Source organism: Phyllobacterium sp. SB3 (assembly GCF_040009165.1).
Taxonomy (GTDB): Bacteria; Pseudomonadota; Alphaproteobacteria; order Rhizobiales; family Rhizobiaceae; genus Phyllobacterium.
In genome coordinates this window covers 677039-690281 of sequence record NZ_JBDYKI010000004.1, presented here as the reverse complement: position 1 = coordinate 690281, position 13243 = coordinate 677039, and the positions used below count along the sequence as shown (strand labels likewise).

General features: G+C 53.1%; 14 protein-coding genes and 2 tRNA genes. 8 read left to right on the top strand and 8 right to left on the bottom strand.

Annotation, left to right across the window (positions count from 1 at the left end):
- Positions 1–229 precede the first annotated feature (229 nt).
- Positions 230–661, bottom strand: coding sequence for a PIN domain-containing protein (locus tag ABKW30_RS18745; protein ID WP_348600409.1), 432 nt, complete (start codon positions 659–661; stop codon positions 230–232).
- Positions 661–960 (bottom strand): hypothetical protein, encoded by a 300-nt coding sequence (locus ABKW30_RS18740; RefSeq protein ID WP_348600408.1) that lies wholly within the window; start codon positions 958–960, stop codon positions 661–663. The genes ABKW30_RS18745 and ABKW30_RS18740 overlap by 1 nt, the downstream gene beginning before the upstream one ends.
- Positions 961–1502: 542 nt before the next feature.
- Here ABKW30_RS18740 and ABKW30_RS18735 point away from each other — a divergent pair.
- The gene (locus ABKW30_RS18735) at positions 1503–3185 is read left to right on the top strand and encodes a recombinase family protein (protein ID WP_348600448.1); all 1683 of its coding nucleotides are present in this window, start codon (positions 1503–1505) and stop codon (positions 3183–3185) included.
- Here ABKW30_RS18735 and ABKW30_RS18730 read toward each other — a convergent pair.
- A tRNA-Asn gene (locus ABKW30_RS18730) sits at positions 3144–3218 on the bottom strand. The genes ABKW30_RS18735 and ABKW30_RS18730 overlap by 42 nt on opposite strands.
- 278 nt (positions 3219–3496) lie before the next feature.
- On the opposite strand from ABKW30_RS18730, the gene ABKW30_RS18725 reads away from it, so the two are divergent.
- Positions 3497–3694: a hypothetical protein gene (locus ABKW30_RS18725; protein WP_348600447.1), complete on the top strand. Its 198-nt coding sequence runs from the start codon at positions 3497–3499 to the stop codon at positions 3692–3694.
- Between the two features lie 338 nt (positions 3695–4032).
- Positions 4033–4106: transfer RNA gene (locus ABKW30_RS18720), tRNA-Cys, on the top strand.
- 720 nt (positions 4107–4826) lie between these two features.
- Here ABKW30_RS18720 and ABKW30_RS18715 read toward each other — a convergent pair.
- Positions 4827–5174: a hypothetical protein gene (locus tag ABKW30_RS18715; protein WP_348600407.1), complete on the bottom strand. Its 348-nt coding sequence runs from the start codon at positions 5172–5174 to the stop codon at positions 4827–4829.
- A 200-nt stretch (positions 5175–5374) separates the two neighbouring features.
- On the opposite strand from ABKW30_RS18715, the gene ABKW30_RS18710 reads away from it, so the two are divergent.
- Entirely contained in the window at positions 5375–6373 is a 999-nt protein-coding gene (locus ABKW30_RS18710; protein ID WP_348600406.1) for a stealth family protein, read from the top strand.
- A 24-nt stretch (positions 6374–6397) separates the two neighbouring features.
- On the opposite strand, the gene ABKW30_RS18705 is transcribed toward ABKW30_RS18710, so the two are convergent.
- Positions 6398–6592 (bottom strand): hypothetical protein, encoded by a 195-nt coding sequence (locus ABKW30_RS18705; protein WP_348600405.1) that lies wholly within the window; start codon positions 6590–6592, stop codon positions 6398–6400.
- A gap of 241 nt (positions 6593–6833) precedes the next feature.
- Complete coding sequence (locus ABKW30_RS18700; RefSeq protein ID WP_348600404.1) at positions 6834–6992, bottom strand: hypothetical protein; 159 nt, start codon at positions 6990–6992, stop codon at positions 6834–6836.
- Positions 6993–7275: 283 nt separating this feature from the next.
- On the opposite strand from ABKW30_RS18700, the gene ABKW30_RS18695 reads away from it, so the two are divergent.
- On the top strand, positions 7276–8565 hold the full coding sequence (locus tag ABKW30_RS18695; RefSeq protein WP_348600403.1) for a glycosyltransferase: 1290 nt from the start codon (positions 7276–7278) through the stop codon (positions 8563–8565).
- 41 nt (positions 8566–8606) lie between these two features.
- On the opposite strand, the gene ABKW30_RS18690 is transcribed toward ABKW30_RS18695, so the two are convergent.
- The gene (locus ABKW30_RS18690; RefSeq protein WP_348600402.1) at positions 8607–9158 is read right to left on the bottom strand and encodes a GGDEF domain-containing protein; all 552 of its coding nucleotides are present in this window, start codon (positions 9156–9158) and stop codon (positions 8607–8609) included.
- Between the two features lie 429 nt (positions 9159–9587).
- Between ABKW30_RS18690 and ABKW30_RS18685 the strand changes: the two genes are divergently transcribed.
- From ABKW30_RS18685 to ABKW30_RS18675, 3 genes are all read left to right on the top strand, one after another.
- Positions 9588–10262, top strand: coding sequence for a protein-L-isoaspartate O-methyltransferase (locus tag ABKW30_RS18685; RefSeq protein ID WP_348600401.1), 675 nt, complete (start codon positions 9588–9590; stop codon positions 10260–10262).
- A 140-nt stretch (positions 10263–10402) separates the two neighbouring features.
- Positions 10403–11833 carry a TolC family outer membrane protein gene (locus ABKW30_RS18680; RefSeq protein WP_348600400.1) on the top strand — a complete coding sequence of 477 codons (1431 nt, stop codon included), beginning with the start codon at positions 10403–10405 and terminating at the stop codon, positions 11831–11833.
- Between the two features lie 197 nt (positions 11834–12030).
- On the top strand, positions 12031–12831 hold the full coding sequence (locus tag ABKW30_RS18675; RefSeq protein ID WP_348600399.1) for a DUF2497 domain-containing protein: 801 nt from the start codon (positions 12031–12033) through the stop codon (positions 12829–12831).
- Between the two features lie 2 nt (positions 12832–12833).
- Here ABKW30_RS18675 and ABKW30_RS18670 read toward each other — a convergent pair whose 3' ends face one another.
- Positions 12834–13178, bottom strand: coding sequence for a hypothetical protein (locus tag ABKW30_RS18670; RefSeq protein ID WP_348600398.1), 345 nt, complete (start codon positions 13176–13178; stop codon positions 12834–12836).
- Positions 13179–13243 lie beyond the last annotated feature (65 nt).

Genomic DNA, 13243 nt, shown 5'->3' with positions numbered 1-13243 from the left:
ACGCCCTTCTCAGAAGTATTGCTCATGATGTTCTCCATCGGTTGCCGCTCGGAACTGAGCGATGACGATAGAGATACAGTTGCAAATCGAAGTCTCAAATGTCATATAAGCGTAGATTTAGGACACCGAAAACGGAGCTGCGGGCGTTGTCATGAGGACGTGATTGGTTGGCCTGATCTGCCCATGATTGGCGGCAAATAGCGGGGTGCATAAGGCCCACGCTAAAGGGTCAGGTCATCGCGTTGCGGATCGGATTGATATTCTCCACTCCGTCGAAGTCGCGGGTGTTGTCGGTGACGACAACGCAGTCGTTGGCAATTGCGATGGCCGCGATGATGGTATCGACGGCGCTGCGCGGCCGCCCCCTGGCCGTGCCCTCAGCCATGAGCTGCGCCCAGGCAAGGCCAGCTTTCTCGTCGAAGGGGAGAATGCGGCCGGCGAATAGCGATTGCGGTCCCTGCGGGCCATGGAACCAAGCGTCGAGCTGGTCGCGACGCTTGCCGGCCGACTTTTCCAGTACGCCGCGGCGGACCTCGGCGAGGGTGAGCGAGGTGATGAACAGATCCTGATCTGCCTGGTCCTGCATCCACGCGATCAAAGCGTCAGATGGTTCCGGCTTGGTGAAGTTGCTGATGATGTTTGTGTCGAGAAGGTAGCGCATCAAAGGTCGGCCTTACGACCTTCCTCGAAGGGACGCGACAGGTCTAGTTCCGAACCGATCAGCGGCGAAGCCAGAAGCGCGCGGACGATGCCGCCTTTCTTGGGAGCCTCGCCGCTGGATTCATTCACCGCAGCCCGCAACTTATCGGATTCCGGGCCGCCCTCGGCGAGCCGGCGGGCGAAGCTCCGGACGATTTCTCGGTCACCGTCTCGGCCCGTCACCTCGAAACGGACCAGCCCCTTTTCGGCGAGGCGGTTACGAAAATTGGCGAGGGCTCTTTCTTGAGAAGACTTGCTCATTGGGTCGCTCCAGCGTATATCCAGAATATAGCCAGAATTTGCGGGATCTGCAAGGCCACGGAGCCGGCTGTGGAGATTCCGCTACGAAGGGAAACGCTGATGCCCTCCGACGTTGCCGTACGTACTACGCCAGAGCGCGATGGCACCGAAATGCGCAAGTATTTCTACTCCGTGCCAATATCCGGCGGCGCGCTGCGGTCGCCGCTCGTTCGCTACGGTATGCCAGCGCCGCGAAACGGGCTTCTCGCGCGGAGGTTGGATTCCAGCCACGCTGCGCAGACTATAGTGCCATGTCTGCCAAGATCGTTCCAACCATTGATCTGCCCGAGGGTCACGATTTCCTCGATTTCTATCGAGAGCCGGAGCCGCGCAAGGAAACCACTCGGAGGGAGAAGCCGAAGTGGAGACCAAAGATCGTCGATGACTGGCCAGATGAGGTCCCGGTCTTCATTGAAGAGCTGGAGCTTTACGAACTGTACCTGGGCGATGACTTGGACAGGATTCTCGGAATTACGAAATAAATTAATCAGCGGAGGTCTCGTATGAACGCCAAAGCGACACCCGCCTTGGCTGTGCCGGGCCGCGCTGCGCTCTATCTCCGGGTCTCGACCGGCCGTCAGGCCGAGCAGGACCTTTCGATTCCCGATCAGCGCCGTCAGCTCTTGGGCTACTGCGAAGCGCGGGGCATCGAGGTCGTCGGCGAATATGTCGAGCCCGGCGCAACAGCGACGGATGACAAGCGTCCATCGTTCCAGCGGATGATGGATGACGCGTCGCAGAAACCTGCTCCGTTCGATACCATCATTGTCCACTCGTTCTCTCGGTTCTTCCGCGATCAGTTCCAGCTCGAGTTCTATGTGCGCCGGTTGGCCAAGAACGGCATCCGGCTCACCTCGATCACGCAGGATCTTGGTGACGATCCGATGAGCGTAATGATGCGCCAGATCATGGCGCTCTTTGATGAGTATCAGTCGAAGGAGAACGCCAAGCATACGCTCCGGGCCATGCGCGAGAACGCCCGTCAAGGCTATTGGAACGGCGCTCGGCCGCCCTTCGGCTATCGCATCGTTGCGGCCGAAATGCGTGGCGCCCGCACGAAGAAAAAGATCGAGCCGGACCCGGCGCACGTCGACACCGTCAAGCTGATCTTCCGCCTGGCGCGGATCGGCGACGGCGAGGGCTCCATGGGCGTACGCCAGATCGCGGTCTTCCTCAATGAACGCGGCTTGCGGACCCAGACCGGTGGTCGCTGGGGCGTCGGTGCGGTCCATGACCTGCTGACCCGGACGACCTACATCGGCACGCATCGGTTCAACGTCAGCGGCAAGCGCAAGGGAACTAAGAAAAATCCTGACGAGATCGTCGAGGTTGAGGTGCCGGGTATCATCGACAAGGAGGAGTTCGATGAGGTGCAACAGTTGATGAAGGCACGGGCGCCGCAACTCAAGGCCCCACGATTCGTGAACTCTCCGACACTCCTCGGCGGCGTTGTCTTTTGTGCGGATTGCGGCGGGGCGATGACCTTGCGCACCTCCGGTAAGGGGGACGGATACCGCTATTATACCTGCTGCACGGCGGCCAGGCAGGGAAAGACCGGGTGTAAGGGCCGGACCATCCCGATGGCGGACCTCGATGCCTTGGTCGTGGATCACATCGAGACTCGGCTGCTGTCGCCGGGTCGACTGGAGAACGTGCTGGGGGGTCTTGTCGATCGGCGCTCGGAGCAGGTCGAAAAGGAGAAGGAGCGTATCACCGCGCTGCGGCACCAAGCGGCGCAGGCCGAGGAAAAACTCACTCGGCTCTATACCGCAATCGAAAACGGGTTGGCGGAACTGGACGATTCGAATCTCAAGGGGCGAATCAGCGAGCTGAAACGGATTCGCGATTCGGCGCGGGCGGATGCTGAGCGCGCGGAGAACCGCGACGCCAATGCGGCACGGCTGACGATGGAATCGATCCGGGAGTTCGCGAAGGTGGCGCGGCAGCGTCTGCGCCGGGAGGACGGGACTTTCCGCCGCAGCCACGTTCAAAAATTCGTTCAACGGGCTGAAATCGGCTCGGATCAGATTGTGATCCGTGGCTCCGCCCTGCGGCTCCTCCAGAGCCTCGCCGAGGCGTCTGGAGGCGAGCCGAGGGTAGTAGTGGAAACTGCGGGGTCGGAAGTTCGCAGTTTCGTACCGAAATGGCTCCCCGGGCCGGATTCGAACCAGCGACCAACCGGTTAACAGCCGGTTGCTCTACCACTGAGCTACCGGGGAATAGCTTTTCAGTCATCAGCGAGGTGGCCTATAGCAAAAGGGTTTCGCTTTTGCAAAGGACCATTTCACTTTTTTTCACTTAATGTGCACAACAAAACGCTGGTACACGCGAAAACACTTCCTACATCAGGCCTATCACGTTCAATAACATGGAAAGAATTTGAGTGTCCGGCGGACCTAAAGATACTGACAACCCTGGTGATCAGGAGGAAACACCCTTGAAGCGGCGCCATATCCGCATTCTCGGGCGGCATATACCTGTGCCGCAATCGGTGGCAATGCGTCGCACGCTTGGTGGAGGGTTGATTGCCGGTGGCATACTGGGTTTTCTGCCGGTTCTCGGCTTCTGGATGGTGCCGCTTGGACTCGTTGTGCTCTCGCAGGATTCGGCCATCGTCAGGCGTAAGCGCCGCCAGCTCGAGGTCAAAATCTTACGCCGCTGGAAAGCGAGCAGATCGGGTAAGGGTAAAAGCTAACCTTGACTGTACCTGCTGTTGCCGGCAGGGGCCGGTTCAGCCTTCCGGTTTCTTACCGTAACGCAGGATCACAATAGCCTCGACAGACGTTTTGGAGGTTTGCGCCACTGCTTGCGAAGTTGGCGCCAGCATTGCAATCGCTACGGCGGAACAAGCGTTGATTTAGTGTATGAAGATTCAATTTGTTAAGCAGGATGCAGGCTCTCTGTGAATGTTTCATTTTACCTGTTGCAGCACAAAACAAAAACGACTATTCAGAACGCCGCAAGCGACCGCGTTCGGACTGAAAATGCATTGCTTGTTTAAGTAGTTAATTTCATTAGCTATTTTGCAGTTGAGGCCTCGTGGCGGAGTGGTTACGCAGAGGACTGCAAATCCTTGCACCCCGGTTCGATTCCGGGCGAGGCCTCCAAAAAAATTAATCAAATGAAATCCAACAGATAAGGCAGTTTCTGGTCTGTCGAGCATCTGCCCGTATTTCGCAACTCGACGCGATACATTCCCATTGGTCTCCAAAGATTTCACGAAGCACGGCGAATCCATGCGCCACGAATTGCATCATTACGATGATGGACAACTGGTTTTGGCAGGTTGTGAGGTACTGATTGAACTATTCATGCTCCGTTAAGGAACCTAAGCGCAGCTTATTCTTTATGGTTCTGATAGGAGATATCATGAAGAAAATAGTAACATACCTAACTTCAGGCGCTCTGGCTGCTTTCATGTCAGTTGGATCGCTAGGCATGGCATCTGCGGCACCAGTCGCAGTTCCGAGCATTCCAGGGGCCACGCAGATAGAGCAAGTTCAGTACCGTGAACTTAAACGTCATGACAGACGCGACGATAAACGAAAAAAATGGGACCGGCATGACCGGAAGGATGACAAGCGAAAAAACCGGGATCGACATGACCGGAGCGAAAGCAGGTATCATAAGGATCGCGAGCGCCCAGGATATTGGATGGGTATGCGAGGCTCAACCTACCAGAAAAGAGGTTACCGCCGTCATAGCAACGGATATTGGTATCCAGAGGTCTATTTCAATCGCAGCAGCAACTGAACCACTGCGCCAATCAATTGGTAAGGCGGCACTTTTAGCCGCCTTTACCATGTGTTCTCACATCCCCATAGATCTCAATGTACATTGTACGTTGCAAAGGAAGTAAACTCGATTGGAAACTCCGGATCGGGCCAATCTTCTCCATTGACGTAGCCTTCAATTGAAACAGTTGCTTTGCCTTCGAAGCATAAGAGAAAGCCCAAGGTATCATCTGAACCCAACGGTAACGCTTCCGGAATGTGTTGGTACACTCTTTCATTCCAATCCCAGTCGACGGCTGCATTTGCGACCATGATTGTAGTTATGAATCCCACCGGATTTCTATCGCGGCTAATCACTTTGATTGTATCGGGCAGTGGGAGACGCTTTCCTTCTTGCTCACAGTATTTCCGCAAAATTGCATATTCGAGATCGGTGATCATTATCTCTAACTCTGCATAAGAGATGGGCCAATAACTGGCTCTATATATGTGGTTCCTACGTTAAGCCGTGGCTTTATTACAACTCTGGCCCCGATTTATTTCTTCAGTTGAAGGAACCAGACAGCTCTGGAATTGATTACTGTTAAAATTTACATGTAAATTTTTAACCAGCTAAGTTGATTCGGGAGATTCTTCAGCGATTGCAACCTTCAATTGATCTATCAGTCGATGCAGTAATAGCTTGGGTGGATGGTTCCGACCCAAAGCATTTCGCCAAGATGCAAGAGCACTTGGATGGGCATGTGCTCGGCAAGTCGACGAGATATGCCAACAATGGAGAAATCTATTACTGTATTGCGTCAATTCTAAAATTTGCGCCATTTATACGGCGGGTCTGGATAGTCACCGATAGCCAGAAACCACAGTTTATTGACGAATTCGCCAGAGCTGGCCTGTGCGAACAGGATTTTATCCAAGTTGTCGATCACAAGACGCTATTCGCAGGTTTTGAAGGAGTGCTGCCGACTTTCAACGCCAGAACGATCGAAGCGATGCTATGGCGTATCCCGGAACTCAGTGAGCACTACATTTATCTGAACGACGATTTTTTCATGAACAAGCGTTTGACGCCGGATTTTTTCTTCCGGAATGGACTGCCTGTGATCTTCGGAAAGTGGGTGCCGCCGGAGCGCTGGCGCTTAAAGACGTTCATTCGCGGTGCATTGAGGCTCAAGAAGGCTTCGCAACCGAATCGCCGACCAACATATAGGTTGGCGCATGAACTAGGTGCGAATATTGCCGGATTCACCGGTAAATTCGTTCTGGTGGATCACCTTCCTCATCCCTTGCGTAAATCAACGCAACAGGCTTTTTATCAGAGTCAACCTGAGGTGTTGCGTAAGCAGATAAAGTTCCGCTCACGGAGTCTCGAGCAATATTCTCCAGTCGCCTTGATTAATCATCTCGAGATTGCGACCCGCAACGCCTATGTCCACAAACCCGTTGATATCGCTTATGTGACACCCCACGCCCTTATTTTGGTCTACCGCTTTGCCCAGCAGGTCCGCAGTCAACACAGAGTATTTGGCTGTATTCAAAGCCTGGACGGGTTTCCCGCCTCGGCAATGCGGCTGGTTCGAAAAGTGATGAAGCAAAAACTCGGGCGCTTTTTGCCGGAAACCATCGTTCTCGACGACTAGGGCGGCTCATGTCTCTCAAGCCTGCTAATGGGATGGTTTCGCGAGCAAGAATTGCGTTAGCTCATTTTGAAGTTGTTCGACTGTCTTTTTGTTGACTGCTAAAATTAGATTTCCCTCAACAGTCTGCATCATCATGGCGCCAAGCAATGGATCGTCGTTTAATTTTACAATTTCCGAGCACAATAATCGATTTAATGAACTTTCTGTCTTCTTAGGCATTCTGTCCTCCCTTGGCGGAGGTAATACACGCTCTCAGTTGGTTGGATAACGACTTGAAATGCAGAGCAGCTATGCACTTATAGCGTGTATAACGTAGAACGTTTTGCCATCATTGTTACGACTTGGAGAGTTTTATAAACTTGTGCGAGCAGGACTCTGCCATTTCTGCGGGAAAGGGGTGCGAGCCCAGTTGCGGTTTTCTTGACACTGCCGGAGATGAGGCTTGCCAATAGTCGATGCTCTAGTTTTGTCCCTTGGGACTGCAATCCCAATAGCCGGACGCGCATGATCTTGCAGAGGGAGTTGTGTCCGTCTTGCGAGGCGTCCAGCCATTATAAGTGCCGCAACCGGCGACCAGCAATGTGCTGGAAATTGCAATGACTGTAGATAGTTTTTTCATATCGTCTCCCATTCGACACAACGCGCCAATTCCCTTGGCAACAATACATTTGGCTTGGACAGAGTCTAGTCGTGTCTGATCGGGAAATCACGCATAGGTTGTTGTGCGCAGTCCGGGAATCTACCCGACTGCTCAAGACATTTACCGATGCAAAGAATGGAGGGAGTTTAGGAAATGCTCTTCCCACACTTGATATATGGAGCATAAGGGACTTGCTTCAAGAGCCTGTCCCCCCCTTATAAACGCATCCCTAAAGCAGAATCGTGGCGAAGGGAGTAGCGAAATGCGTGTGTTGTTATCGACTTATGGATCACGTGGGGATGTCGAACCTCTGGCTGGACTTGGCGTAGCGCTGCAGAAGTGTGGTGTGGAAACAACAGTCTGCGCGCCAGCAGATCAGGAGTTCGTGGAATTGCTGGAACGTGCCGGTGTGCCATTGGCGCCTGCCTTTTCGCCCGTACGCGAATGGGCAGTAAAAGCGATGGCAAACCGCGAAAAGATGGATTTTCCCAAACGCGCCGCAGAGATAATCGCTGCTCAATTCGACGCAATTTCCGCAGCAGCAGAAGGATGCGATCTGATCGTGGCGACTGGCTTGTTTCCTTCTACTGCAGCGGCCAAATCCGTATCCGAAAAATTTGGCATCCCGTATGTATACGCTGCCTATTGCCCTTACTTCGTGCCGTCGACCCATCACCGCCCACACGAATATCCGGGCAGGCTTCACCCGCAGGGGATTACCGACAACAGGATGCTTTGGGATCTGGATGTGGCAAACATGAATGCGCTGTTCGGTGGAGCATTCAACAATCACCGCGCAACAATCGGGCTGCCTGCAGTGGAGAATGTTCGCGATTACATTTTCACCAGTCATCCCTTGCTGGCATGTGACCCTGTTCTGGGTCCGTGGAAAGCAACAGACCTTCGTGAAGTAACGCAAACGGGTGCGTGGATACTGTCAGACGAACGTCCGCTCCCTGACGATTTGATTGCCTTTATCGAGGCAGGTCCGGCGCCGGTTTACGTTGGCTTTGGCAGCATGCCCATGCATGCATCGAAGGATGTTGCAGAAATAGCTATCAATGCTTTGAGGGCGCAAGGGTGCCGCGCAGTTTTATCCCGTGGCTGGGCTGATCTGGCTTTAATTGATGACGGGAATGACTGCTTCTTCGTTGGGGACATCAACCAGCAAGCACTGTTCAGTCGAATGGCCGCCGTCATTCATCATGGTGGCGCAGGCACCACGACAACCGCAACGCGAGCGGGCGTACCTCAATTAGTGGTTCCTCAAATCGCTGATCAGCCTTACTGGGCAACTCGCGTAGCAGAATTGGGTATTGGTGTCGCACATAACGGCCCGGTGCCGACCTTCGAATCTCTTTCGGCAGCTTTGGCAATTGCTTTGGACCCGGCCACGCGAAAAAGGGCCATTACTGTTGCCAGCACCATTCGCAGGGATGGGGCGATGATAGCTGCGAAGCTGTTGATCGATTCGCCGAGCCGGGAAGGATCTGTTCCGTTTGGATGCGGAGGAACGTCCCAACTTGTTTGTCAAAAGCGAATTGACAGGTGAGTTCAACGAACTGCTTACTATCGGCTGCTTGATGAGTTCTTTTAGCTTGAACGTCGCTCTGAATAACGGCGATAAATGCCTTTGCCGGCTTTCTTGGCAATATAAAGAGCTGCGTCGCCGCACCAGAGCAGGCTTTCCGGTGTATCGCCATCGCGTGGTGCCAGGGCTGCGCCTATCGTGACCGTGATTGCCGCCGTATCAGCATTAACAAGATCATAGGGCTGAGAAACACTGCCGATGATACGATCTGCAACGTTGGCAACTTCATTGGCGGTAACTTGCAACAACACTACGGCAAACTCATCACCATCGATGCGATAGACAACATCGTTCTTGCGCATGCATGTCTGAAGGCGATCAGCAACAAGCTTTAGTACCAGATCACCTTCGGCACGCCCGTACTTTTCATTGAATTGCTTGAACCCATCAAGATCAATGCAAAGAATCGCAAATTGCAGACGGTCGTCAAAGTCACTATCGGCATAGGATCCGAAGAGGCTGTCCAGATGTTCCTCTAGCGCAGCCCGGTCGGCGAGACCCGTAAGCTCATCCTGGCTGACAGGAAAATCGCCAAATCCCTTAGTTTCAATCATTCGCCTAAAGTTCCCATCGTTCACTTGAACGACTCCATTTTTGCTGTGTGTAGAATGACAGGTGCTGACATTGTACACAATACAGGAAGATTCATAGGGTTAAGAGTTTTTTATCACAAGCTGAAAGTATCCGATATCAGAAAGTCAGTAGAAGTGTGTTGTGATACCGCGATCAATTGACGGTTGGTTCATTTTTTGACAAACCCCTTGCGGGTTGGCCTGCCGGTCCCGATATGCTTTCGAGTTCACCGGGTCCGTGTCCAACTGGCATAAACATGTTATGCACGTGCGAAGTGTTCTGCGCATAATCCAAATACTGGAATCGCCTTCCGGAAAAGGTTATACGGAGTCTCGTAATGCCATTGCAATGTGTGCCGATATTGATCGCACAATGCGAATATACTGCTGCTGTTAGGAAAGCTCGTAAATATGGTGCTGAATTTCGAAGACCTGCGGACCAAGATGGTCGACAACCAGTTGCGTACCACCGACGTAACCGACAAGCCTTTGCTGCAGGCGTTTCTGGACGTTCCGCGTGAAAAATTCGTACCAAGCGTTCGTGCGCCCCTTGCCTATATTGATGACGATGTGATTGTTTCGACGGCGACTGCCGAAGCAAGCGCGCGCTACATCATGCAGCCTTCACCTTTCGCCAAGCTCGTCCAGCTTGCAAACATCCAGCCTGAGGATGTTGTGCTCGATATTGGCTGCGCTACAGGATATTCAGCGGCTGTTCTATCAAGGATCTCCGGATCGGTTATCGCTGTAGAAAGCGATGCGAATCTTGCAGGGCAGGCGACGTCCATCCTGTCGTCGCTTGGTTATGACAATGTGGTCGTTTTGACGGGGCCTTTGGAAAAAGGCCATGCGCCGGAAGCGCCGTTTGATGTAATCATAATTGAGGGTAGCGTTGACCACGTTCCTGTTACATTATTCGATCAGTTGAAAGACGGGGGGCGACTCGTTGCCGTTGAAGGCAGCGGAAACTCCGGGAAATCAATGATTTACGTGAAGAACGAAGGAATCGTATCAGGACGACGCGCTTTCAATTCCGCGGTGAAGCCCCTCCCAGGCTTCGAGAAAGTACCTGAATTCGAGTTCTGAGCGTGTCGCACGTGAGGCATAAGTGCAACGGTTGATCACTTTGTTTGCGAATTGGGGTTTGCAGCTGTGGTCAATTCTGGAATTGGCTTGTATTGAAATTACAACGTCGAACCGATTGGTTCGGTCGGAATATGTGAGACATGAAGGGGTTTATAGTGTTCATAGCGGGTAAGCGATTACTGACCGCAGTGCTGATGTCAGCCACGGTACTAGCCTCTACGCCATCAATGGCTGAGACAATCTTTGGCGCAATGGCCAAAGCATACAAAAACAATTCAGAGCTTAACGCCAGCCGTGCCGGCGTCCGTGTTACGGATGAAGGGGTTGCCATCGCTAAATCAGGCTATCGGCCGGTGATTTCTGCGACGGCAAATCTAACATCGACATATACGAAAATCGATGGACGGGGTGTTGGTAATGCTTTGACAGGTTTCGTTGACCATGGAACTTCGAATACCGGAGTTTTTGGTGTTTCGGTCGATCAGATGCTGTTCGACGGATTTACGACAAGGAACAATGTTTCGGCTTCAAAGACTCAAGTCTTGGCAGCCCGCGAAAATCTGCGCAACACTGAGCAGAATCAACTCTTCGCAGCAGCGCAGGCCTATATGGACGTGTATCTGACGCGGCAAATCGTTGCCCTGCGCCAGAAAAATATCGAAGCGCTCGACGAAAGCCTGCGCGCAGCGCGTGCGCGTTTTGATGTTGGTGAAGGAACGCGTACCGACGTTGCGCAATCCGATGCAGCTAAAGCAACTGCAATTGCTCAATTGAATGTTGCCAAATCAAACCAGAAGACTGCAGAAGCTACTTACATACAAGTTGTCGGGGAAGCTCCCGGACGTTTGGATCGTGCACCGGCAGCCAAGAAATCTTTGCCGCGTTCGATGGATGAAGCCTATGCTGTTGCGGAGAACACTCATCCTGCAATTCTTGCTACACGCTATGCGGTAGATGCTGCTGGATATACCGTGAAGGCAACAGAGGGCACATTGCTTCCGCAAGTGAGCTTGAGAGGCGAAATTTCGCGTGACGAAATATTCGGCGACCCTAGTGATCTTTCCACAAACAGTAATAATTCGACCAGCGCTTCAGCTGGAATTCGCGTAACTGTGCCGATCTACAGTGGTGGACGCACATCAGCGCAGGTTCGCCAAGGCAAGGAAACTGTCGCCCAACGTCGCATTGAGGTAGATGTAACACGTGACGATGTTCGTCAGGCAATTGCGAGTGCTTATGCTGAGATGGAAGCGGCCAATGCTTCGATTGTTGCGCAAAGAACTGCCGTTGCTGCCGCTCAGCTGGCTTTGAACGGCGTTGTTGAAGAACGTAAGGTTGGGCAGCGCACAACGCTCGATGTGTTGAACGAGCAGACAAATGTTCTGATCGCGCAGATCAATCTTGTGCAGTCTGAGCGCGATGCGGTTGTTACCAGCTATGCTGCGTTGCTTGGGGCAGGGCGTTTGACCGCATCCCAGATCGGTTTGCAGGTTGCTGAACACCGTCCGGAAGAACATTACGAAGCGGTCAAGGATAAGTGGATTGGCCTGCGTACGCCGGATAGCCGTTAATCTGCGCCTACGTATGACAAGAATTTTGGCCGCGGGATAATATCCGGCGGCCATTTCATTTTCAGGAGAGCGAATCAAAAGTCTGTGGGTTAGCCCGAAACATCGCTCTCAGGGATTCTCAAACAGATAACCAGCCTCTACACTGCATGCAGATTCGTTGCACCGCACCGAAACAAGATGTAGTAGGCAAGTTGATCATGGCACAATCACCAATCGGGGCGTCCTCTGGGCTTGGCACAGCACGAGAGCCTTCAATGGAAGAAATTCTGGCCTCGATACGCCGCATTATTGAGGAGAGCGATACGGGGCAGCCGGACGCGGCTCCACCGCTCGCTGTAAACTCCGACGTGCCAGCTCAAACGGCATCGAAGGAGCGGTACGAGGACACTCTCGATAGCGAGGAGGCAGAACTTGCGCCACGGCAGGGAATCGCCGTTGCTCCGCCAGTACAGAAAATGCCTGAGCCGGCGTTTTCTCGTGCCTTGCCGGAAGTCGAATCAAAGCCGGTCGAAGCAGCGGTTGGTCCGAGCCCTGAACAGGAAGCAGTTATTACAACCGCACAGGCACCAGTTGAAGAGCTATTATCTGCTGAAACCGCAAAACAGCCTGCTGCAGAACCGTCATTGGCAGCGCCGCAGCCAATAGCTTATGCAGGCTTCAATGAGCAGAAGAGTGAGCCGGAAGCCAAGGCGACTTTGCCGGAACCCGAACCTATCGTAATCGAAGAATTCGAAACAAGTATGGAAGAGGAGGTCTCGCTCGATCTGGCGCAGGCGCTAGAACCTATCCTCTCTGAAAGCACCGAACGGCAGGTCAGCGCTGCATTTGAAGATCTGTCGTTTGCCGTCCGTAGCGAACAACGGCGTTCATTCGATGAAATCGCCCAGGAAATCATGCGGCCTTTGCTGCAGGATTGGCTGGATAACAACTTGCCCAATCTGGTGGAACGCCTTGTACGCGAGGAAATCGAGCGCGTAGCGCGGGGCGGCAAGCGTTAATCTTAGCGCCCTTGAATCACTTTCAAGACCATTGGGGTGAGATTGCCTTTGCTGCTCTCATTGACATCTTCGCGTGTCAGCCTTCCGCTTGCCAAAGCTTGGCCGATGCGTCTGCAGAATGTTGTTGGCATGTTCTCGATATTCGTGCCCGTCACCACAGCAAGGTTCTGGCGATATTTTAGAGGCTTGTCGCCCATGCGATTTGAGCAGTAGCCGACCATTTGCTTATGCTGTGCGGGCTTCGCGAGAGTTTTTTGCATTTGGACGTAGCTGGACTCCGAAACGCGTTGGCAGCCAGCAAGTGCAATAATGGCGAAACTCAGTGTGATAAGATGTGATAACTTCATAGTGCCCCCAAAGCGCCAATAATGTATGGCGCATTGGAGTATTGGCCTTATGCCGCTGCGATTCG

What these genes read in the sequence shown, in the direction of transcription:
- ABKW30_RS18745 (WP_348600409.1), bottom strand. Translation starts at nt 661, where the DNA reads ATGCGCTACCTTCTCGACACAAACATCATCAGCAACTTCACCAAGCCG.
- ABKW30_RS18740 (WP_348600408.1), bottom strand. Translation starts at nt 960, where the DNA reads ATGAGCAAGTCTTCTCAAGAAAGAGCCCTCGCCAATTTTCGTAACCGC.
- ABKW30_RS18735 (WP_348600448.1), top strand. Translation starts at nt 1,503, where the DNA reads ATGAACGCCAAAGCGACACCCGCCTTGGCTGTGCCGGGCCGCGCTGCG.
- ABKW30_RS18725 (WP_348600447.1), top strand. Translation starts at nt 3,497, where the DNA reads ATGCGTCGCACGCTTGGTGGAGGGTTGATTGCCGGTGGCATACTGGGT.
- ABKW30_RS18715 (WP_348600407.1), bottom strand. Translation starts at nt 5,174, where the DNA reads ATGATCACCGATCTCGAATATGCAATTTTGCGGAAATACTGTGAGCAA.
- ABKW30_RS18705 (WP_348600405.1), bottom strand. Translation starts at nt 6,592, where the DNA reads ATGCCTAAGAAGACAGAAAGTTCATTAAATCGATTATTGTGCTCGGAA.
- ABKW30_RS18700 (WP_348600404.1), bottom strand. Translation starts at nt 6,992, where the DNA reads ATGAAAAAACTATCTACAGTCATTGCAATTTCCAGCACATTGCTGGTC.
- ABKW30_RS18695 (WP_348600403.1), top strand. Translation starts at nt 7,276, where the DNA reads ATGCGTGTGTTGTTATCGACTTATGGATCACGTGGGGATGTCGAACCT.
- ABKW30_RS18690 (WP_348600402.1), bottom strand. Translation starts at nt 9,158, where the DNA reads ATGATTGAAACTAAGGGATTTGGCGATTTTCCTGTCAGCCAGGATGAG.
- ABKW30_RS18685 (WP_348600401.1), top strand. Translation starts at nt 9,588, where the DNA reads ATGGTGCTGAATTTCGAAGACCTGCGGACCAAGATGGTCGACAACCAG.
- ABKW30_RS18680 (WP_348600400.1), top strand. Translation starts at nt 10,403, where the DNA reads ATGAAGGGGTTTATAGTGTTCATAGCGGGTAAGCGATTACTGACCGCA.
- ABKW30_RS18675 (WP_348600399.1), top strand. Translation starts at nt 12,031, where the DNA reads ATGGCACAATCACCAATCGGGGCGTCCTCTGGGCTTGGCACAGCACGA.
- ABKW30_RS18670 (WP_348600398.1), bottom strand. Translation starts at nt 13,178, where the DNA reads ATGAAGTTATCACATCTTATCACACTGAGTTTCGCCATTATTGCACTT.